The following is a 20,075-nucleotide window of genomic DNA, read 5'->3' on the forward strand; positions in this document are numbered from 1 at the left end:
GCATCCGTTCGGGCCCGATCCATGGCGCAGCGCCGTGTGGGGGCTGGTACCAGCCGTACACTGGCCACAGAACCTACCTTGGATGCTGCACTCTCCTCACTGCAAGAGTCAAGCTATGCGGAACGACTCCACGGCGTGTCAAGTCTTTTCGTCGCTGAACGCGCCGTTCAGGAGGCCTGCTTGTGGCAGCTTCGAGTGCTTGCTGGCTGGCTTCCAGCCTCCGGCACCGCACTCGCCCGGGCCGCGGCGGGCATTTTTGAAATTGAGAACATTGTGGCTTTAGCCCACCAGCTCGACGGCGGCCCACCAGCTCCTGAGCCCTATCGTCTGGGTACGCTGGCGACCGCCTGGCATCGCCTCAGTTCGGCTGGTTCACGTGAGGAACTCGCCACAATCCTGCGCACCTCGCCTTGGAAGGGTGCCGATGGCGGTGGGCGGGGACCGCTACGGCCCGCGTTGACCGTGGCCTGGGTGCGCAGGCTGGCCGTCATCGCACCCCCGGCGCAGTCGTGGTGCGGCGCCGTGTGTGTCCTTACTGCTGCACGGAGTCTTACGGTTGACGGCGTTCTTCCGGAACGAGCGCTTCTGAACTTGTTACGCCCTGTTCTTGGCCGGTCATGGGAAAGCGCAGACAGCATCAGCAACTTTCGCACAGCGCTGCCGCCGTCGCTGCAAAAAATAGTCGGCGATATTGACTCGCCGACTGAACTTTGGCGCGCGGAGGCCCGTGCGCATACCGCTGTGGAGTCGGATGGATTCCGGCTCCTGCGCCACTCCAGACCCGGACCTGACGTTGTGCTGGGGGCTATTGCTGTCCTGTCGATGGATGCGTGGCGCGTGCGGGCCGCCCTCGCAGCGGCTGCCGCCGGTGCCGGCTCAAGCGAGGTGCTTGATGAGGCCGCGTGAATCGCTGGCGCCAGCCCGGATGCAGCGGGTAGCCCTAGTGGTGGCGGAACAGGACAGGGCGAGCATGCTCATGGAAATTGCCCGCAACGCGCAGGTGGAACTGGACCTACCCTACGAGCCCGGCAATGGCAGCGGGGAAGTGGACAAGGCCGCGGCGGCCGCCGTCGTCAACGGGCCCACGGCAGCGTTGGTGGGCTGGACTCCGCAACACGGGATTCCCGCACTCACCGAAGCACTAGCCCCGCTGGGTGCCGCAGTTGTTCCGCTGCCCGGGCCGAGGTGGATCCAACCTCCCACGTTGTTCGGTGGAAGCAGCCGTGAAGGAATGTCTCGGACACTCGTGGACACGTACGGGACAGTGCCGTACGCGGACCTTGACCCTTCACGCCTCGCGGCACTGGCCTATGTCCTGATGTTCGGAATAATGTTCGGCGACGTCGGACATGGGGCGATGTTGCTGGCCTGCGGTTTAGTGTTGCGCAGCGGGCGCATCAAAAAACTTGCTTCCCTAAAAAGGGCCTGGCTTTTTGTGAGTGCCTCCGGGATGGCCGCCATGGTTTTCGGAGCACTATACGGGGAGGCCTTCGGTCCCACAGGACTGGTTCCTGTGCTGTGGCTGGAACCTCTAGCCAACCCGGTGCCACTTCTGTTGGCAGGCCTGGGTGTCGGGGCTTTCCTGCTTGCCGGAGCTTACGCCGTCGGCACCATCAACCGTGTACGGGAGGGAGGCTGGGGCTTGGCGCTCTATGCCCGCTCCGGTGCTGCAGGTTCACTGTTGTTCCTATCCGTGGGGCTCCTCGTTTGGGGGCTCGCCGCGGGCATCGGAATCTTGACCGCCACCTCAATCGTGCTTAGTTCTGGCTCACTCGTCTTCATTTTCATTGGCCTGTACGTTGAAGCCGGAGGCGGGGGTACCGCCGTCGTCCAAGCATTCATCGAACTCATGGACACGATCATCCGGCTGGGTTCCAACATTGTCTCCTTTACCCGGCTCGCCGCGTTTGGGTTGACTCACGCCGCCCTGTTGATGGTGGTCTGGAACGGTACGACGGCGTTGTGGGTGCCAGGGTGGCGCGCAGGCGCTGCGGTACTGCTGTTCCTGGTGGGGAACATTGTTACCTTTGCGCTGGAAGCCCTGGTCGCAGGAATTCAGGCACTGCGGTTGGAGTATTACGAGTTGTTCTCACGCATTTTTCAAACAGAGGGGCGCCCCTTCAAACCGTGGGCGCCGGAAGCAACCACCGTCGGCAACCCGGCCACCACAACGGCCGATACAGGCATCCCAGCTGAAAGGCAACTACCGTGAATCTCTGGCTCGTCACCATTCCCGTGTTCCTGATCGCCACCACGGGAGCAATTCTCCTCGTCAAACGCTGGCGAAAATCGGCGTTCAAATTTCTGCTGGCCATCAATATCGCGGTGATGGTAGGAGCCCTAGCGTTGCTCGTTGGGGCTTTGAGCTCCGGTCCGGCTGCCGCGGCCGGTGGAGTGGAACCAGCTGTCGCAGCCGCAGCCGCAGCCGCGCCGCCCGGTGCCGGCGGCGCGGCCTTGATAGCAGCAGCCATCGCCGTAGCAGGTTCCTCGATCGGCGCTGCCTTTGCCGTGGCTTACACCGGATCGGCTGCTTTGGCCGCGATGAGTGAGCGTCCTGAGATCTTCGGCCGGGCAATGGTTGTAGTTGGCCTGGCCGAAGGAATTGCCATCTACGGCCTCATAATTGCCATCATTTTGATAGGCAAAGCGTGAGTACGCCACGCGCATCGACCCCTGAAAATTTGTTGTCCAGTTCCAGCGCGCCCAACACCATCGCACCCGATAGGATTGCCGCGATCGGTGAACAGGCCCTCTTGGCCGGGTTCCAACTCGCCGGCGTAACCCTCCACGCGTGTGAAAACGAGGCAGAAACCCTCCACGCATGGTCTGCACTGCCAGTTGAAACAGCACTGGTGATCCTCACACCTCGTTCAGCACGGGCCTTGGGGCCGGCGCTCTCGGACTCGCGCTCACCCATGACGTTGGTGCTTCCATCATGAACGGGCTGACGCCGGTGTCTGAGGCCGCCTTGGCGCCGGTGCGGCAGACGCTGCGGGCATCGGCCGAAAGCCAGGTCGCCGAGTTCCGCAATGGCGCTCTCCAGGAAGTGTCGGCCATACTGGCTTCAGCGCAGGCAGAGGCTGCCCAGATTGTCACCAACGCCGCAGCTGCGGGGGCCGCATCGGCCCGGACCGAGGCAGCACTGCGCTCATCCCGGGTGCGCAGGGAGGCGCACGAGCTGGTGCTCGCGCGGCAGAGTTCAGTGATAGAAGAACTCCGCCACCAGCTGGCGGGGACTGCATCAAAATTGCAAAGCGACCCTCGATACCCGGAGTTGTTGGCAAGGTTGCGGGAAAACTGTCAAGACTTGCTGGGACCTGAAGTGAGTGTTTCCTCGAGCAGCGACGGCGGTATCATCGCTGTTGCAGGTTCGCGCCGGTTGGATCTTTCCCTTCCCGTTCTTGCCGAGATGACATTGGACTCCCTGCCCGAGGCGCGTGAGTTGTGGAACCGGTAGCAGAGGGGAAGGATGGGCAAGTGGTCCGGGTCAGTGGTCCACTCGTGGAGATCGAAGGTGTGGAGAGGCTGTCCATGCTTGAGCTGATGACGCTCGGCCCGCAGAGGATTGCTGCAGAAACCGTGGCCATCGCGGGCACCAAGGCAACGTTGCAGGCTTATGAGTATACGGGCGGGTTGAAGGTTGGCGATGTTGCCGCAGCGACCGGTGCGGAGTTGTCCTCTCTCATGGGGCCGGGCCTGCTGGGTCAGGTGTTCGACGGACTCTTGCGGCCCCTGTCTTCGGCGCCGATGTGGCTGACACCTGCGCGTTCGCAATCCACGGCAGATCCGGTGGTTCTGGCGCGCGAGTGGACCTTTGTTCCCACTGCTGTGCCCGGTACGAACGTTTCCGCAGGCGACGTCCTCGGCACCGTGCCAGAGTCTGGATCGGTGGTCCACCGCGTGCTGGTTCCTGCCGGCGTTTATGGCGTGCTCAGCTGGGTGGCCCCGGAAGGCAAGGTTCGCGTGCTTGATCCGATCGCTGTAGTGGCTGATCACGTTGTGTCGCTGGCCGAGCGTGTCCCGATTCGTCGTGCTCGTCCCTTTCTGGCTCGGCACACCGCAGCCGTTCCATTGCACACCGGCCAGCGGGCCCTGGACTTGGTTTTCCCGCTAGCACGTGGTGCCGCGGCGACTGTTCCGGGCGGCTTCGGAACGGGCAAGACGATGATGCTGCAACAGGTAGCCAAATGGAGCGATGCCGACGTCATTGTCTATGTGGGTTGCGGGGAACGTGGCAATGAAATGGCCGACGTCCTCGACGGACTCTCACAGCTCGAAGATGCAAGGACTGGGGGCAGGTTGATTGATCGTACGGTCATCATCGCCAACACCTCCAACATGCCCATGATGGCACGAGAGGCCAGTATCTTCACCGGGATCACTGTGGCGGAGTACTACCGCGACATGGGATACGACGTCGTCGTCATTGCCGACTCCACCTCGAGGTGGGCTGAAGCCCTGCGTGAATTCGCCAACCGCAACGGCGATCTACCTGCTGAGGAAGGCTATCCGGCCAACCTCTCCTCCGAGCTGGCCTCCTTCTACGAGCGGGCAGGACGGGTGACGACACTGGGTGGGCAAAGTGCTTCGGTAACAGTGATAGGGGCTGTCTCTCCGCCCGGTGGTGATATGAGTGAACCTGTCACCACTGATTCCCAACGCTTTGTCCGGTCGTTGTGGATGTTGGACCGGGACCTGGCCTACTCCCGCCACTATCCCGCGGTCAGTTGGACGGGTTCATTTGCTAGGGACGCCGAAGAGTTGGGCAACTGGCATGCGGCCAACGGGCAGCCCGGTTGGGCGATCCGCCGGGCACGCACCGTCGCCCTTCTGGCCGAGTCGGACCGGTTAGCTGAACTCGCGGAAATCATCGGACGGTCCTCGCTGCCTGGGCATGAGCAAGTCCTGCTGCTGGGAGGGCGACTGCTGCGCGACGGGGTGCTGATGCAAAACGCCCTCAGCAACAACGACGGCTACTGCTCACTGGAGAAAGGTGCTGCGCTACTGGACCTGGTGCTCGACGTCGTTGACGCTTGCCAGCGGCTTGTGGAGCGTGGTGTGGCAGTGGCCAGCATTGAGGAAGCCGATTTTGGACCGGTACTGAGGGCCCGCGAGGAATTCGGGCCCTCCGACGATGCCTCGGTGCGGGCCCGAAGTGCAGAAGTGCTTGTGGCTTTAGAGGCACTGCAATGAAGGACTCGACCGGACCGGCCAAAGAGCCTATTGAAGGCACGGACCCCGCGCCGCTGTCTGATCGCTTCGGCGCGCAGATCTCCCATGGCGACATCCGGGAAGTTCGGGGGCCACTGCTTGTAGTGGGCGGGGCTGGCGGTGTTGGGTGGGACGAATTCGCCACCATTGACCTAGCCGGAGGGGAAAGCCGTCATGGGTTGGTGCTGGAGGTGGACCGGGATCTGGCAACCTTGCAGGTGCTGGAAAGTACCGATGGTATGTCCCTGGGCGGAATCGGGGTCCGGTTTGACGGCCGTCCTCTGCATGTCCAAGTCGGCACCCAGTGGCTTGGCAGGGTCTGCAACGGTCGTGGGGAACCGCTCGACGGCGGGCCACCGGTGACGGGCACGGCAACACTGCCTGTTAGCGGGTGGCCGCTGAATCCGGTTTACAGGGAGCCTCCACAGGAGCCAGTTCTGACCGGCATCTCAGTGATCGATGGGTTAATGACCCTTGTCAGAGGACAAAAGCTGCCTATCTTCTCGGTGCCGGGATTACCTCACCTGACGCTGGCCACCCAGATAGCGGCACAGGCCACCTCCAGCGGCCAGTCGTTTCGGGTGGTATTTGCTGCCATGGGGTTGACCCATGCGGACATCGCCTTTGTCCGGGATCGTCTTGAAGAACGCTCTGCAGAGAAGGAACTGATCCTGCTACTGAACGCTGCCGACGATCCGGTCATAGAACGCATCCTCACCCCGCGGATTGCGCTAACGATCGCCGAACACTTGGCCTATACCGAAGGTCACGATGTTTTGGTGGTCATGTCCGACATGACCAGCTACGCCGAAGCCGTACGTGAGGTGTCCGCCGCCCGGCGCGAAATCCCGGCCCGGCGTGGTTACCCAGGCTATCTGTACAGCGATCTTGCGACCCTTTACGAACGCTGCGGGAGGGTCAAGGGACACGATGGTTCTGTGACGATTGTGCCGGTGCTGACGATGCCGGCAGGCGACATCACTCATCCGGTGCCGGATCTGACCGGATATATCACGGAAGGTCAGATCGTCCTTGCCCCCGACATAGCCGCGCGCGGCATCTATCCTCCGGTGGATGTCCTGTCCTCGCTTTCTCGGCTAATGCGCAGTGGCGCAGGCAAGGGTCGGACCCGGGAAGACCACCCCGATGTGGCGGCACAGGTGTTGGCCGCCTTGGCGCGCGCGCGGCAGGCCACCGAGCTGGCCGAGCTGGTGGGTGAAGCTGCTTTGAGCGAAACAGACCGCAGCTACATTTTGTACCGAACCTTGGTGGAGAAGGGACTTTTTGATCAAGCGCGGGATGAGAGCAGGACTTTGGAAGATACCTTGGGCCGGGCTTGGACGGCTTTGGCGGCACTTCCGGATAAAGAATTGACGATGCTGCCCAGGGTGTTCTTGGATCGATACCTGCCCAGAAGTGGCAGCTGAAAATGAGCGGCACGGGACGCGCGGCAAGGGTTCGGCTTGAACGTCGCCTTGAAACAGCGCGCCACGGTGCGCGCCTTTTAGACCGCAAACAGCGTATCTTGATGGATCAGATTGAACGGCTACACCTGCACATGGACCAGACCCGGGCGGAGTGGGAGGATCTCGCCGGGGAAGCTGCCGTGTGGCTGCGTCGCTCAGCCGCCCTGGACGGCAGCGCCCGGATAGCGGCGGCGGCGCCGTTGGCCGACGCTACAGTATTTTTCCGGTGGGGTAACGCGATGGGTATTACGTATCCCGAAGATGCGCAATGCGCTCTTCCTGCGTTGCTAGCGCAGTCGGGAAGTTCGGCTCTATCCTACGCTGCTTCTGTCCATCGCAGCGCGCTCGTTGCTGGAGCCCGCCATGCCTCTATCCAGCGCGCTGAGTTGCTGCTGGCTGCTGAACTTCTGGCAACCCGGACACGTCAGCGAGCGGTTGAGAGCCGGTGGATTCCCAAGCTGGAGGACGAGCTGGCGAATATTCGAAGGCAGCTCGACGCCCAGGAGCTTGAAGAGAGCCTGCGCCTTCGCTGGGCCGCCGACAGGAAGTCTGGCGACGGATGAGGGCGCGGTTTTATTGGTGGCATGAGGGACCACGATATTCTAGGGACAGGTCCTGAGAGTTTGCTAACTTGTGAGCTACGGCGAGCACTTGTTCCTTTGCATCGCACGCCCATTCCAACGAGCAGGGTGACGACGCAGTTAGCGCATGTTAGCAACCCTCCATCACTGTGCGACGCCGGTGGCAGGCAGCCAAGTTTAGTGGTGAATGAACTGTTCCATGGCTTTTCCTACGCTGACGCCCCAGTCTCGAGCTCGGTCCAGCTCACCTTCTTCGAGGGTGTTGTCCCTGGACACGAGGAAGCTCTCTGGCGAAATGACGGTGCGCGAGCCGCGTTTCGTGAGCGCGTGTTCGATGTGCCCTGACGCTGCTCCTGTCAGAATGTGCGCCTTGTCCGCTCGCGTGTCGAAGGCTGCGCACAGAGCAGGAACCAGATCAAGATCCTTGATCCATTCACGTACCCCCATGCCCGGCGTTGAGGGTTCGAGTGACAGATGCTTGGAGGCGTCGCTGGCCCACGTTATTGCTTCTTTGCGCGATTCCGGTCTTGTCATGCCATGGACATGGGTTGGTCCGCCCAGAACCAACAAGTCGGCCGAACGCGTGGCCTCTTTAGCTCGCGGATCGTTGACGTTTGCCGTGACCACCACGCCAAAGGGAGCCAGCCCTTCAGCGACCGCCAAAGCGACGGCGCGTGTGTTGCCAAACATGGATTCATAAACGACGACGACACTCATCTGGATTGCCTTTCTTGTGGATCAAGAGTTAGAGGTTTCTGTTTCAAGACTTACTGGTCCCGGTCCAGTGCACTAGTGCCGAACGTCCCACTGCTCTGGAGGGGGAGCTGACGGCTGTGGGGGACTAGGAGGCGTCGCTCAACGCCATCGTGACTGTCAGGGGGCCGCTGCACTACTACTCATGGTCATTTACCTCTTGTGGGGTGAAATTCAACACGGATAACCTGGGGGTTTTCCCCTCTAAGGGCTCCTTGGGGTCGAGGTTGGCCATATGGGGGAGCATCGAAGGAGTGTGCTGGCCGTCCTCGCCTGGAGTGATTCAGCCACCATGGATGCAGCAGGGGAAAGGGCTATGGCCTCGTGGCCGTGTTCCCTTCAGGTTTCGCCAACGCCGGCTTTAACCGGGACATTGGGCCGAGGATACGACGACGGGTGGCCAGCAAGGTGATTACGGAACCGTGCCCTCGGCAACGGCTGAGGCAAATTCACCCAAGTCCAGGCGTTGCACACACCGTGATTTCGGAGTCTATGCATAGCAACACCCGACATGCCGTGGTGGCCGCGGGCAGGGGAACCCCAGCCTGCTCAAGTGCTGCCCGTGAAGGCATATGCGAATGGATGTGGTCCTTCGGCGGGACACGTGACCAGGCTGTCGTCTGCGGTGTCTAGCATGACGCGGCATCTTTGCCGACTGGCCGCGCGTTTAGACGCTTTGGTCGGCCTCTAGGCAGTAAGGGGTTCTCCACGCGGGATACTGCGGGAAGTTTCCCCTTCACCGGCAAGGGTACGGGTTTGTTGCCACAGGAAGAGACTCTGGCATAGGTCTTCAGCCATGTTGTGCACAAGGTGCTTCCGACGCAGTGGGAGGCACCTCGGTCCCGTGTTCCGTAGCTGAGTAGGGTTGTCGTCATAAAGAGGACTGGTGACGTTGGACCCTAGACGGCGCTGACCTAGGGCGTCAGTATTGATCACAGAAGACAGCTCAACCAACGGAAGGCTTGCACCATGGGTAAAGAGAAGGAAACTGGCCGTATTGTCGTCGGAATCGATGGGTCCGCAGAGTCCATAGTAGCCCTCAGGGAAGCCGAACGTGTCGCAAAGGCAACTGGTTCATGGCTCGATGTGGTGACATGCTGGAGCGATTCAACATTCGCAGCCGGGCAGTCTTCAACGAGTGCTTCGGATCTTGAAAACAGGGCCCGCCAACTCCTCCAGGACAGTGTCTCGAACACCTTCGGGACACCATTGCCGGATAGAGTCTCCACGAGTTTGGTCCGGGGCCAGCCACGACAGAAACTGATTGAGCTCAGTGATGGTGCGGACATGTTAGTGGTTGGGCGGCGGGGGCATGGCGGGTTTTCCGGCCTTCTTTTGGGCTCAGTCAGCCAGGCGTGCGTGGCCCATGCGCACTGTCCAGTGCTGGTCGTTAATATGGGCCACGATGGTGAGAGCCTTTAGCGCGATCAGTAGTGAGACATCAGTAATGAAACATGTCGACTCCGATGACCGGCATGCCGGGACGTCGTGTTGCCGAACATGGAGTGACTGAAATTACCGCCAAGGGGCCGCTTCAGGTGTCCTACTCGAGCCCGGCCCGGATCGTGTCATCCAAGGGAACATTCCACGTCATGGAAGCATCAAGGGTGAAGCGTCTGCCCGTCACTTCCTCAGCGACGATGCGTACGAGTTGGTCTTTTCCAACTCCCTGCCACGGAAACATGCCTTTGCTTGCCGTGTTAAGAACCTGGCTGTCTGAGGCGGTGATTTCGGTATGGCCCTTGACGACCACGCTCCACGCTACGCCGAACTCTCCACTCACGGCGTCGGCCTCTAACGCAACCCATGCTTCGTGGCGGAGTGCATCGAGCTTTCTGCCGCCACCTGTTCGAAAGATGAGGGACTGCCCGTCTACCTTGTAGTTCACAGGGAAGACGTCGGGGCGTCCGTCCACGATGACGGCGAGCCGTCCGATGGACGTTTCAGAAAGTACCTTCCAGCATTGCCCGGGGGTAAGATTTTCTACTTTTGGTGCCAACGGATTTGCTCTCATGCAGATCATATTACGTCTGCTCCACCCTAGGGGAATAGGGTCCAAAGTCCCCGATGCCAGTACTGGATGGCCCATGGCTGGACGTGAACACGGACTAGGGTGTGATGGGGCGCCGTTGGATGCTATATCGATTCAATTCCCTCAGCGGGTACCAAACGTAAGATTGTGCTGGGAACCTCAAAGAGATTCCTCTTGAGCAGTGCAGGTGGACAAGGGCGAATGGTTCTTGGGTTCCATGGCGTTGTGGTTCCAACATTCGATGGGCGCTGTGGACTTTTAGGGATAAGCGGGTTCTGGCAGCGGCGCAGAGTCTTTGTCACGGACCCACTCTGCAAAGCGGGGGGCAGATCTTGCAGTGGCGGCAGGTCTACCGCAGCTCATGCACCATCCGCACAACTTCGTACCTGGGACAACACGCTGGCGCCGAGGCGCCTGCTCGCCCTCGCCCTAGTGAAGATCCATGCGAAAAATCTGCGGCTTCGAACACTGAGTAGCAACTAGTCGCCCTCCGGCTACGGATCTGCCTGTTCCTCAGGGAAAGTCGACTCGAAGACAGGAGGCACGGTTCCTTTAAGGACCGTGCAGGCACAAATAGCTCCTTCGCTGGTTGCAGTCGGGTCCTAATCTAAGTGAGTGCGGGACTATTCCTTGCCAGTAGAGCAGAGGTCCCTTCGTCCCGAAGTGGCCCCCACGTGGAAAGCTTGTCGGACAGTGGGACTTTGGCCCCTACCCGGACTTGACCCAAGGGAGTTGACTCGTGACGTGGGCACCTAGCTTGGGAATGCCCCACGGAGCAGAACAGCGAAGATGCGAAGGAAACCTGATTACTGTGGATAAAGAGAGTGTTGTTTGGCTTGAGGACGTCGGCATCAAGGACGTTGCCTACGTTGGCGGAAAGAATGCCTCACTGGGAGAGATGATCCGATCCCTGGCTGCCGACGGTGTCAGGGTGCCCGCCGGTTTTGCCCTCACAGCTGCCGCGTACCGGACGTACATCGCGGAAAACGACATGGCGCCACGGCTGGAGCAGATCCTCGCCACGAAAGACTCTGCAGGCACCAATTGGCGATCGATCGGGAACCAGGTGCGTGAACTGATCCTTGCTGGTGAGTTCCCGCCCGAGACAACCACGCAAATCCGTTCTTTCTACCGCGAGCTGGCCGTGCGCACCGGGCACGAAGATCCCGCCGTCGCAGTTCGCAGCAGCGCCACTGCCGAGGACCTGCCTGATGCCAGCTTCGCCGGACAGCAGGAAACCTTCCTGAACGTCAGGGGTGAGGAACAGCTGCTCGATGCCTGCCGACGTTGTTACGCATCGCTCTTCACCGACCGTGCCATCAGCTACCGGGAGATCATGAAGTACGGGCACCTGGACGTGGCGCTGTCAGTGGGAGTCCAGCTCATGGTTCGCTCGGACCTAGGGGCTGCCGGCGTCATGTTCTCCCTCGATACCGAATCCGGCTTCCCTCGAGCCGCTGTCCTTAGCGCCAACTGGGGACTCGGTGAGACAGTGGTCCTAGGCATGGTGAACCCGGACAAGTACGTTGTCTTCAAACCGCTTCTGGGCATGCCAGCGTTCTCGCCCGTGATCGAAAAGTTACTTGGTTCAAAAGGGTGCAAACTTCTTTACTCCTCCGACGGCGGCGCGGGAACGCGCATGGTCGACACAACCGATGCTGAACGGACTTCGTTTTGCCTGAACGACGACGAGATCCTCCAACTGGGCAGGTGGGCCGTCCAGGTCGAGAACCATTATGGACGACCCATGGACATGGAATGGGCGAAGGATGGGATGAGCGGGGAATTGTTCATTGTCCAGGCCAGGCCAGAAACCGTCCAGGCGCGCAAGAGCGGTACCGTGATGAGCACGCACCGGCTGACGGAAGAAGGGCGGCTGCTGGTAGAAGGCGCTGCGGTGGGCGATTCCATAGCCTCTGGCATCGCCTGCGTGATCAAGAGTGCTGCGGACATCGGCAATTTCGTGGACGGCGCTGTCCTGGTCGCCGAACAAACAGATCCGGACTGGGTCCCGGTCATGAAGCGTGCCAAGGCCATCGTCACTGACAAGGGTGGGGCAACCAGCCATGCGGCGATCGTCAGCCGCGAACTGGGGATTACAGCCGTCGTCGGGACAACTGATGCCACCAAAGTGGTTGTGGATGGGCAGTCCATCACGGTGTCCTGCGCGGACGGGGACACAGGCCACGTTTATGAGGGACTTTTGGCGAGTGCCCAGGACGATGTGGACCTCGGCGAATTACCAGTCACGCGGACGTCCGTCATGCTCAATCTTGCCAGCCCTTCTTCGGCGTTCAAATGGTGGCGCCTGCCCGCAAAGGGCATCGGGCTGGCACGCATGGAGTTTGTCATTAATGACATGGTCCAGGTGCACCCGATGGCACTGGCATACCCTGAACGGGTCACGGATCCGGCGGATCGGGCCAAGATCAAGGAACTGACGCGCGGTTTTGCCGACTCCTCAGACTACTTTGTGCAAACCCTTGCGCGCGGCCTTGCCAAGTTAGCCGCACCGTTCCATCCCGCGCCGGTAGTCGTACGGTTCAGCGATTTCAAAACGAACGAGTACGCCCACTTGATCGGTGGCTCAGTCTTTGAAGGGGAGGAATCCAACCCGATGATCGGATTCCGTGGAGCATCGCGCTACTATGATCCGCATTACCGGGCCGGTTTTGACTTGGAATGCCGGGCCATCCTCCGCCTTCGTAACCAGTGCGGCTTCATGAACGTCATAGTGATGGTGCCGTTCTGCCGGACACTTGCTGAAGCGGACCGGGTCCTGGCCGTAATGGCCGAAAACGGACTTGTTCGTGGTCAGGACGGGCTCAAGGTCTACATGATGTGTGAAATCCCTTCCAACGTCATTCTGGCGCCAAAGTTTGCCGCCAAGTTCGACGGCTTCTCCATCGGCTCAAACGATCTCACCCAGCTTGTTCTCGGTGTAGATCGGGACTCGGCCATACTCGCCCCGCTCTTTGACGAACAGGACGAGGCCGTCAAGACCATGATTAGTCAGGCGATAGCCGGAGCCCATGCCGCAGGCATCCGGATCGGGATATGCGGGCAGGCACCCAGCAATCACCCTGAGTTCGCTCAATTCGTGGTTGCGGAAGGCATCGATTCCATCTCGCTGAACCCCGACAGCTTTCTGCGTACCGTCCCGGTCATCGCAGCAGCAGAAGCGGCGCAGAAGCAAAACCCGATTGCGGCGGCTAAATCATCCAGGTTTTAACGGATGGTGTTGGTGCTTTGAAAGAAAAAAATTCAATGGCAGTGTCGAACAAGTGTCCAGATGAGCTTCCTCAGAAGGCGGCCCCTCCTGTGATGAATGGGCAGAACAAGCCTTCAGACCGGCGTGGTTCGGCTACCCGTATGCGTGCGCAGATGGGAACACCGGCGGAGATCGACCGCTCCTGAGAACCAACACTTGCAGTTTGCCCCGCCAACCTATTTCGCGGCTAAAGCCCGTTCGGAATCTAAACGGCAGATAAGTGATGCTGTAATTATTGCGGAGATTACCCAGTCCACCGGAAAAACTAAGGTGGCTTTGATGCTAGGAAAGTCCATTTTGCTCTGAATGGTGGGGGCCACACGATGGCACGGGGCCTCGTGGAGCGCTCGATGAACGGTCTGGACTGAACGATGCACCCCGGGCGAAGGGACCCCGCATCTGGAGCGTAGTCGCAGAGACCGGAACGGGAAGGATATCGCAACCTATCACGAGGGTGATCAGCGGCAGCTGGTGTGAAACCCACCATCAAATTTCGGCTGGCTGACGGCTATTGCCGTGGCGCCCCGGACCAAGACGCCGGCTCGTATGCGAACCAGAGATTACCAGATGCGCGGGCCGTGATCCGTATACTCCTCGTGACGCAAACTTGCAGCGCAGGATCAGGGCCGGCAGCTGCTGTTCAGTAATTCTGTTCTGATCCCCAATGGTGCCGAAGGCGAGCCCAACAATTTCAAGAACAAGACGATGCTTGCCCGTGCCGCCACCTAGCCATTGTCTGGATACTCATTGTCAGGTGGCCGCTGCTGCGCGGGGCCCAGGGTATCCGCATTGCCGATGTGCATATAGACCACCTCGGCGGCAGTGTCCGCAGTGACGGGTACCGTGGCCGGGCGTCAAGATTTTTGCAGGGTCAAGGTGGGCCAGACACCAGAATCTTATATATTGGGCGAGTCTAACACCGTCGTCAACAGCATCGCACTGCCTCTTGGAGAGGCGCAGCCGCGTGAGTCAATGAGGCGGCAAAGGCCCGTCCCACATGTGTCGTGAAACGTGAGACGCTTGCTCGTGTGGCGCGCATTGCCTCCTGCTGCTGCGCCATAGTTCCGATCAGCACGATCGGAGCGGGAACCTGGAAAATGACCCGTTTTGTTTTCCCGCCATTGCGCGCAGCAGATGATGGAAGTCGAAGGAGATGCCTGTCTCGCCCGCATCGTGACCAACGCTGGCACAGGCCTTTTCGCTGTTGGTGTCGTTCAGGTGGGCGGTTACACGGCCGGTGGGTCAGACCGCTGAACTACCGTGTGCACCCGTCTGGCGCGTTGGAGAAAGGAGTCCACCCAGATGTGGGCGTGGGCCACATGCTTCATCCGAGGAATGCGTTTTGGTGGCTATAGCAAAAATTGCTCAGCTATTTGGCAGGGGAGCCCGCCAGACAATGTGGGCCGTGCATGGTGGGCATGACTGCCATGATCCGGAAGGGTACTGTCTGGTTCGCTGGAATTGCATTGAAGATATTCTCGGACGGCTGTAAGGCGCACTTTGCCGGTGCCTTCACTAGAAAAATCAGGAGGACAGCTTGAGGGAAACGCTCCCTATTTTACTGGTTCAGGTGTGAAGGGTGTGGGCTTGCGCCGAACTCTTACCTGCCGGGCGGGCGGCAATGACTGGCGCTATCCTCTCGCCAAACAGTCCTGCAACGGTGGCCGTTCAAACGTCACGGTAAGTCCCGAGGACGTTGATACCGTCGGGGAGGAGGTCAACCGGTGTTCCTAGCGTCGATGAGCTTGTCATCACAACAGGGCAACAACTGAAGCCAGGCATCCCCTTCATCCTGGTGACGGAGTCCGTATTGTGATTCTTGGTGGCGGCTAAATTAAACCGCTTGCACCGAGGACGCTGCCGATGCCACAGTTCGCCGCTAGTGCTAGAGCACCGCCAATGACCAGACGAGGCGCCGAAGTAATTTTGGAGCTGCCCCCAATGGCGGCGCTAAGAGTACCCGTGAGGGCCAAAGCCAGCAGGACAGCTATGAACGTCACAGGGATCCGCAGCTCGGTTGGCGGCAGCAAAATAGCGAGCAAGGGCAAAACCGCGCCGACGGTAAACGCTACCGCCGAGGCATATGCGGCCTGCCACGGATTGGCTACCTCGTTTTGGCTAATGTTGAGTTCTTCAGATAGGTGCGCGGACAGGGCATCGTGGGCCGTCAGCTCAACGGCCACTTGCGCCGCTGTGGCGGGACTGAGACCTTTAGCCCGATAGAGCCCCGTAGGTTCAGCCAATTCTGCGTCCGGGTCCTCGACGAGTTCGCTCAGCTCCTTCTCGATCATGCCCGCTGACCTTCGCGTTGGCTGCTAACGGAAACATATTCACCCAAAGCCATCGAAATGGCGCCACCAACTAGCGCAGCGACTCCCGCGACAAGAATCGGGGTTGACGAGTTCGCCACACCCGCGACTCCAACGACCGTCGCGGCGACGGAGACGATACCGTCGTTGGCGCCGAGCACCCCTGCCCGAAGCCAGTTCAGGCGCCTTCGAGGGCGCTTTGTGCCGTTTGATTCTCACTACTTCTTTGAAGAAGCAGCCCCGCCAGTGCCAGGACCAACATCTGGTACATGATGTGTGGCATCTGTGCTGGCGCCAATCAGTATGGGCCGGGGGTGATCCGCTCACGAGCTGGGATGTGAGGCTCCTTGGCTTGCCCAATCCAAATGCAGTCTCAACTGCATCATCGAGGTTCTTTTGTGAAGCCCCATCAAAATCGAATTTTCCCACTGCGTAGGGCACTATGTAGGCGTTTGGATACTTCCAGAACATCAAGGCTTTCACCTGTGCGAGGAGATATTTTGCCAACCATACGGCTTCGCTCAGAGCCCTAATGGACGAGGCTCGTCCGTCGCCTCCGATGATGATGGTGGGTTTTCAAGGTTGTCCTCCCGTCCTCACGGGGTGGATCTGATCCCGAGTTACGGGATCTAAAACGTAGAAAAGGCTCCTCCGTTGTCCCAAGGGTGGCACTATCGTGAATCGAACGTTAGGGACTTTTGACCCTGTGCAGCTGCCTTCGCCGGCGTTGATCATTAAAGTGGGTCGGGCAGCGAAGTGGAAAGTCTGAGCGGATCAAGCCCCTTCTGGGAGGTGCCTCGCGGCCGGAACTGCAGGAATCAAACGTGAAAGAGTCGAAAGATGGTTGAAGCCATGGAAGAAGAGAGAGTCCACGAGCGTGCGCGCATTGTGGTGGGTGTAGACGGGTCTCCCGAGTCGGTCTTGGCACTGAAGTGGGCACAGACGCTGGCGCATTCACTTGACGCCACGATTACAGCTGTCACCGCATGGCATGTGGACACCATGTTCGGCACGTACATCAGTCCGGACTGGGACCCGAACGAGGATGCGCGCCGGATTCTGAGGATCGCCACGCACGAGGCATTCGGAGACAACCCGCCGAAAGGATTTACTGGAGTATCCGTTCGTGGAAGACCAGCCCAAGCCTTGCTCGAGTCCGCCCAATCTGCGCAGATGCTCATAGTTGGCTCGCGTGGTCGCGGTGGATTCACAGGAATGTTGTTGGGCTCCGTGAGTTCTGCCTGCGCCGAACACGCAAGTTGTCCGGTCTTGGTAGTACACGGTACAGCGGATATAGCGGAGGCGCAGGCAGCCTTGGATGTAAGCCATGAGGTCACCGAAGCGACCAGCCCGTCAGCTGCGCTGCGGCGCGAAACGACTTCGTAAGATCGTACGGTTGAAGAATGTCCATGGTTTCTCCGTCAGACTTCTTACAGAGCCTCTTCCTGATTTGGTGCTACTAGACACCGACATCAAACCCCAGGAAGAGGCTCCCTCCGTTAAGAACACGGCGATGCTAGAAAATAAGAGTGGCCAGTTTCATGGCCACCATTCGGCAGTTTTTCATGGCCGCCAACAATGGTCGGCAAGGTGTTGGGGAAAGTCCTATGGCAAGACCTTTGCGCCCTTCCCGAGGGTTCTTGAACCATGGCTTGCAGGAGTCGGTAGAAGATCATGCCGGGGGCGTGTGAGTGTCTGCGCTTGAACCAAAAGGCGAACTCGTCAAGGAAGGTGCTCAGGTGTTCTGGCTGGATGCCGACTAGCGTCACGAATTTGAAGTCATGTCGAGGAGGCTGCGTGACGGCGTTCGTCAAATTGGCGTCCGTGGCGAACGTTAGGATTTGGACGGCTTCACGTCTAGTCGTGAGTCACGAATACGGGAACGGTCGAGCATTCATAGGATGTCGGGTTTCTCAAGGCCTGTGCAGTCAATTGGACACCATTCAATTTGTGGCAAGGCTGGTGGGCTTGAAGCGGCATCCGAACGCTACGCTGTGCTGCTGGCAAGGGGAATCGGGAGCTGGTGTCATGACATCGGCCGGTGGCTCGGATGCCTAGAGGGCTGGTGATAGACGATGAAAATGGTGGAATTCTAACTCAAAAACGTGAGCAGAAATCGAGCCTAGTTCCGCCCCAAATCATGCCAAAAACGTGAGCAACTTTTCGTTCAAAAACGTGAGAAAACCGTGACCTGGGTCCTTTTTGGCCTCAAACCACTCTGACCTGCTGAACCTAACCGCAGGTCACCAGGACCATGTTGGTACCCCGGGCCGGACTCGAACCGGCGGTCAAGAGAATCTAACCTCCTGAGTATGGCGGGCTGTCGTTGACCCTCAAAAACATTGAGTTCTAGCGAATTTTGGGTGATTTCAAAGACGATGGTATGCCGTAGATGGCGGTTGTTTTGGTTTAAAAAGGGGGAGTAATAAGGGGAGTGCCTCTTGCGCTCGCTTTCACGTCAACTGGATTTCGGCTGCGACTATCGGCGTGGACAGGTTCGCCGGTGATTGGCCGTCGTGCTCTGTCCATGCCAACTTCTGTGCTGCCTATTTTACGCCTGGCGCCGGAAGCGGGCACTTCGTTGGTTGCAGATGGGTGACCTTTGGGCCGTTTCAATACTGCTGACACCCGACTTCAAATGGTCGGTGGTCGAGGATGACCTCAAGTCCAGGCGTCCTGGACTTGACCATTCTTCGCCTACGTACTTGACGTACGTGATGTACATATGGATGATGGGCTGTATGAGTACCCCTAAACATGAGAGCGCCGGCGGACGCGTTTACGGTTTTACCCAGGCGCGGGAGTCACTGAAGGCGATCCTAGATTCCAGCGAAAGGGGTGGATTGTCTACGATCAGCCGTCCGGATCGAGCTCCGGCAGCCGTGGTCAATGGTGAGAGCTTGCGTCGCTTTTTGGCGTTAACGGTCGCGCCGAACGTTCAGGTCGTGAATGAGGACGGGGCGTGGGCTGTTTTCATGTCTGGGCAGCCGTTTGCCGCCGAAGCCACGGAGCTAGGGGAGGCCCTAGAAGACTTCGTGGACGCACTGCGGGACTATGCAGAAGATTGGGAAGACCACCTGTATGCCGCCCCAAACCATCGGGAGAATTGGGCGCTGGTCCAGCTCGTTGATCTATCCACGGATGAACAGTTGACCACCTGGCTTACTGGTTCCGTGGCGTGAGCGTCCGTCGGCTCGGTGGTCGGGATGACCACGAGAAATTCTGTGTGACCGAAAAGTGGGAATTGGTGGTGAATGCCCGCGGGAAGCCCGTGCGACACCACACAACATACCGACTTGCGCTGAAGGACGGGCGGATCCTGCGAACGCGTATTTCACGCCCGGTGGACCGGACAACGTACTCAGCGTCGATCTGGAACCACGTTCTCCAAGACCAGCTCACGGTCGAAGACGATTTGTTTTGGGCCTGCGTTGAGGATGGGGTGTTACCTGCGCGCGGTACTGCGTCCGTACCCGAGTCGGCGATTCCCCTGGCGCTGGTCTGGCAACTCACTCGCACTGCTGGTATTGATGAAGCAGTCGTTGCGCGAATGACGAAGGAGCAGGCTGTCCAGGCGATCAATGACTATTGGATGTCCCAAGGGAACCAAACCGGCGACTGACGGCTCAGCCCCCGGGCAGCAGGGCTTTTTCGCCATGGCGGGGTGCGGATTCAAAATGGCCAGCACCTGATTGGCAGGTTACGCCGACCTGTATGTTTCGCCGACGGAGGACATCCAGTTGCTCAGAATCTGTTTTGCGCGGCTTCGAATCCATCAAATTACGCTCATCGACAGAGAAAAGTAAAGACCGGCACTGGACCCCTAGGGGCGGAACCGGTCGTGTTGGTCAAAAATTACCACATGTGTCGCCTCGATTCGTCGACTTGACGCCCAGCCGCGTGGCACCTCTGCCCGGAAGCGGCTAGCAAAATTGGCTGGGCAACCCGCGCGTAAGGTCTCAGCCTTTGGCCCAGAGGCGCCCCAAGCTTCGTACCTGCGCACGACACCGTCGAAGGAGCGAAACGTGGCGCGGGCACGCCAAATATTGGGTTTGAGCTGCATGCGGGTGATCTGACCCCACGTGCCCAACGTCAGGCGTGCTCTAGGCAAAGTGATCTTCCGTCGTTGCGAGCCACTCATTGAGGTCGCTGCGGCTGATACGCAGGTGCCGGCCAATGCGGTGAGCTCGTGGACCAAGGTGCTTGACCCGCCACTGGTAGAAGGTCTGCTCCGGAATTTGCAGTTCCTTGCAGATGTCCCGTGGGCTCAGCCATTCCTCAGCGACTGCTGCGGTGGACGGGACATGGCTAATTTGCTCGCTCATCAGATGCTCCTGTTCAACATGGACGTTCCCCTTTCCATGGCGCAAAGACACTGAAACCACATGACCGCCGTTGGCATGCCGGAAGAACGACGACGGTGAGCTCGCTTACCGCTGTCCCCGAGCGGGG

16 protein-coding genes and 2 pseudogenes are annotated in these 20,075 nt (G+C 59.6%); 13 read left to right on the forward strand and 5 right to left on the reverse strand.

The features are described 5' to 3' along the window. Window positions 1-21: 21 nt before the first annotated feature. From ABIB48_RS01030 to ABIB48_RS01065, 8 genes are read left to right on the forward strand one after another with little or no spacing between them, the layout of a single operon-like run. On the forward strand, window positions 22-906 hold the full coding sequence (locus ABIB48_RS01030; RefSeq protein ID WP_354211448.1) for a hypothetical protein: 885 nt from the start codon (window positions 22-24) through the stop codon (window positions 904-906). After that, window positions 893-2,212 carry a V-type ATPase 116kDa subunit family protein gene (locus tag ABIB48_RS01035; protein ID WP_354211450.1) on the forward strand — a complete coding sequence of 440 codons (1,320 nt, stop codon included), beginning with the start codon at window positions 893-895 and terminating at the stop codon, window positions 2,210-2,212. Before ABIB48_RS01030 ends, ABIB48_RS01035 begins: the two co-directional genes overlap by 14 nt. Further along, entirely contained in the window at window positions 2,209-2,652 is a 444-nt protein-coding gene (locus tag ABIB48_RS01040; RefSeq protein ID WP_354211452.1) for an ATP synthase subunit C, read from the forward strand. Before ABIB48_RS01035 ends, ABIB48_RS01040 begins: the two co-directional genes overlap by 4 nt. Continuing rightward, on the forward strand, window positions 2,649-2,939 hold the full coding sequence (locus ABIB48_RS01045) for a hypothetical protein (protein ID WP_146213032.1): 291 nt from the start codon (window positions 2,649-2,651) through the stop codon (window positions 2,937-2,939). The genes ABIB48_RS01040 and ABIB48_RS01045 overlap by 4 nt, the downstream gene beginning before the upstream one ends. Further along, window positions 2,936-3,457: a V-type ATP synthase subunit E family protein gene (locus tag ABIB48_RS01050; protein ID WP_354211455.1), complete on the forward strand. Its 522-nt coding sequence runs from the start codon at window positions 2,936-2,938 to the stop codon at window positions 3,455-3,457. The genes ABIB48_RS01045 and ABIB48_RS01050 overlap by 4 nt, the downstream gene beginning before the upstream one ends. Beyond that, a complete protein-coding gene (locus tag ABIB48_RS01055) occupies window positions 3,445-5,193 on the forward strand; it encodes a V-type ATP synthase subunit A (RefSeq protein ID WP_354211457.1) in 1,749 nt (582 codons plus the stop codon). The genes ABIB48_RS01050 and ABIB48_RS01055 overlap by 13 nt, the downstream gene beginning before the upstream one ends. Then, complete coding sequence (locus ABIB48_RS01060; RefSeq protein ID WP_315915124.1) at window positions 5,190-6,638, forward strand: V-type ATP synthase subunit B; 1,449 nt, start codon at window positions 5,190-5,192, stop codon at window positions 6,636-6,638. Before ABIB48_RS01055 ends, ABIB48_RS01060 begins: the two co-directional genes overlap by 4 nt. A 2-nt stretch (window positions 6,639-6,640) precedes the next feature. Continuing rightward, on the forward strand, window positions 6,641-7,240 hold the full coding sequence (locus tag ABIB48_RS01065) for a V-type ATP synthase subunit D (protein WP_354211459.1): 600 nt from the start codon (window positions 6,641-6,643) through the stop codon (window positions 7,238-7,240). Between the two features lie 195 nt (window positions 7,241-7,435). Here ABIB48_RS01065 and ABIB48_RS01070 read toward each other — a convergent pair whose 3' ends face one another. Next, window positions 7,436-7,975, reverse strand: coding sequence for a flavodoxin family protein (locus ABIB48_RS01070; protein WP_110106142.1), 540 nt, complete (start codon window positions 7,973-7,975; stop codon window positions 7,436-7,438). A gap of 1,005 nt (window positions 7,976-8,980) precedes the next feature. On the opposite strand from ABIB48_RS01070, the gene ABIB48_RS01075 reads away from it, so the two are divergent. After that, entirely contained in the window at window positions 8,981-9,433 is a 453-nt protein-coding gene (locus tag ABIB48_RS01075) for a universal stress protein (protein WP_110106143.1), read from the forward strand. A 121-nt stretch (window positions 9,434-9,554) separates the two neighbouring features. Here ABIB48_RS01075 and ABIB48_RS01080 read toward each other — a convergent pair whose 3' ends face one another. Further along, window positions 9,555-10,025 carry a pyridoxamine 5'-phosphate oxidase family protein gene (locus tag ABIB48_RS01080; RefSeq protein WP_110106245.1) on the reverse strand — a complete coding sequence of 157 codons (471 nt, stop codon included), beginning with the start codon at window positions 10,023-10,025 and terminating at the stop codon, window positions 9,555-9,557. A gap of 829 nt (window positions 10,026-10,854) precedes the next feature. Here ABIB48_RS01080 and ppsA point away from each other — a divergent pair. Next, a complete protein-coding gene (ppsA, locus tag ABIB48_RS01085; RefSeq protein ID WP_354211462.1) occupies window positions 10,855-13,275 on the forward strand; it encodes a phosphoenolpyruvate synthase in 2,421 nt (806 codons plus the stop codon). A 1,868-nt stretch (window positions 13,276-15,143) separates the two neighbouring features. On the opposite strand, the pseudogene ABIB48_RS01090 reads toward ppsA, so the two are convergent. Beyond that, window positions 15,144-15,805 (reverse strand): annotated as a pseudogene (locus ABIB48_RS01090) (VIT1/CCC1 transporter family protein). Window positions 15,806-16,463: 658 nt separating this feature from the next. Between ABIB48_RS01090 and ABIB48_RS01095 the strand changes: the two are divergent. Continuing rightward, on the forward strand, window positions 16,464-17,009 hold the full coding sequence (locus ABIB48_RS01095; RefSeq protein ID WP_354211464.1) for a universal stress protein: 546 nt from the start codon (window positions 16,464-16,466) through the stop codon (window positions 17,007-17,009). Between the two features lie 113 nt (window positions 17,010-17,122). Here ABIB48_RS01095 and ABIB48_RS01100 read toward each other — a convergent pair. After that, window positions 17,123-17,377 (reverse strand): annotated as a pseudogene (locus ABIB48_RS01100) (hypothetical protein); the annotation flags it as partial. Between the two features lie 987 nt (window positions 17,378-18,364). Between ABIB48_RS01100 and ABIB48_RS01105 the strand changes: the two are divergent. Both ABIB48_RS01105 and ABIB48_RS01110 read left to right on the forward strand, forming a co-directional pair. Then, window positions 18,365-18,805 (forward strand): prevent-host-death protein, encoded by a 441-nt coding sequence (locus tag ABIB48_RS01105; RefSeq protein WP_110106247.1) that lies wholly within the window; start codon window positions 18,365-18,367, stop codon window positions 18,803-18,805. A gap of 44 nt (window positions 18,806-18,849) precedes the next feature. Further along, window positions 18,850-19,245, forward strand: a complete 396-nt coding sequence (locus ABIB48_RS01110; protein WP_211315119.1) for a cytotoxic translational repressor of toxin-antitoxin stability system — start codon at window positions 18,850-18,852, stop codon at window positions 19,243-19,245. A gap of 481 nt (window positions 19,246-19,726) precedes the next feature. Here ABIB48_RS01110 and ABIB48_RS01115 read toward each other — a convergent pair whose 3' ends face one another. Next, a complete protein-coding gene (locus ABIB48_RS01115) occupies window positions 19,727-19,948 on the reverse strand; it encodes a helix-turn-helix domain-containing protein (protein WP_110106147.1) in 222 nt (73 codons plus the stop codon). Between the last annotated feature and the right edge of the window lie 127 nt (window positions 19,949-20,075).

Source organism: Arthrobacter sp. UYCu511, assembly GCF_040547105.1.
Lineage (GTDB): Bacteria > Actinomycetota > Actinomycetes > Actinomycetales > Micrococcaceae > Specibacter > Specibacter psychrochitiniphilus.

What these genes read in the sequence shown, in the direction of transcription:
- ABIB48_RS01030 (WP_354211448.1), top strand. Translation starts at nt 22, where the DNA reads ATGGCGCAGCGCCGTGTGGGGGCTGGTACCAGCCGTACACTGGCCACA.
- ABIB48_RS01035 (WP_354211450.1), top strand. Translation starts at nt 893, where the DNA reads ATGAGGCCGCGTGAATCGCTGGCGCCAGCCCGGATGCAGCGGGTAGCC.
- ABIB48_RS01050 (WP_354211455.1), top strand. Translation starts at nt 2,936, where the DNA reads ATGAACGGGCTGACGCCGGTGTCTGAGGCCGCCTTGGCGCCGGTGCGG.
- ABIB48_RS01060 (WP_315915124.1), top strand. Translation starts at nt 5,190, where the DNA reads ATGAAGGACTCGACCGGACCGGCCAAAGAGCCTATTGAAGGCACGGAC.
- ABIB48_RS01065 (WP_354211459.1), top strand. Translation starts at nt 6,641, where the DNA reads ATGAGCGGCACGGGACGCGCGGCAAGGGTTCGGCTTGAACGTCGCCTT.
- ABIB48_RS01070 (WP_110106142.1), bottom strand. Translation starts at nt 7,975, where the DNA reads ATGAGTGTCGTCGTCGTTTATGAATCCATGTTTGGCAACACACGCGCC.
- ABIB48_RS01075 (WP_110106143.1), top strand. Translation starts at nt 8,981, where the DNA reads ATGGGTAAAGAGAAGGAAACTGGCCGTATTGTCGTCGGAATCGATGGG.
- ABIB48_RS01080 (WP_110106245.1), bottom strand. Translation starts at nt 10,025, where the DNA reads ATGAGAGCAAATCCGTTGGCACCAAAAGTAGAAAATCTTACCCCCGGG.
- ABIB48_RS01095 (WP_354211464.1), top strand. Translation starts at nt 16,464, where the DNA reads ATGGTTGAAGCCATGGAAGAAGAGAGAGTCCACGAGCGTGCGCGCATT.
- ABIB48_RS01105 (WP_110106247.1), top strand. Translation starts at nt 18,365, where the DNA reads ATGAGTACCCCTAAACATGAGAGCGCCGGCGGACGCGTTTACGGTTTT.
- ABIB48_RS01115 (WP_110106147.1), bottom strand. Translation starts at nt 19,948, where the DNA reads ATGAGCGAGCAAATTAGCCATGTCCCGTCCACCGCAGCAGTCGCTGAG.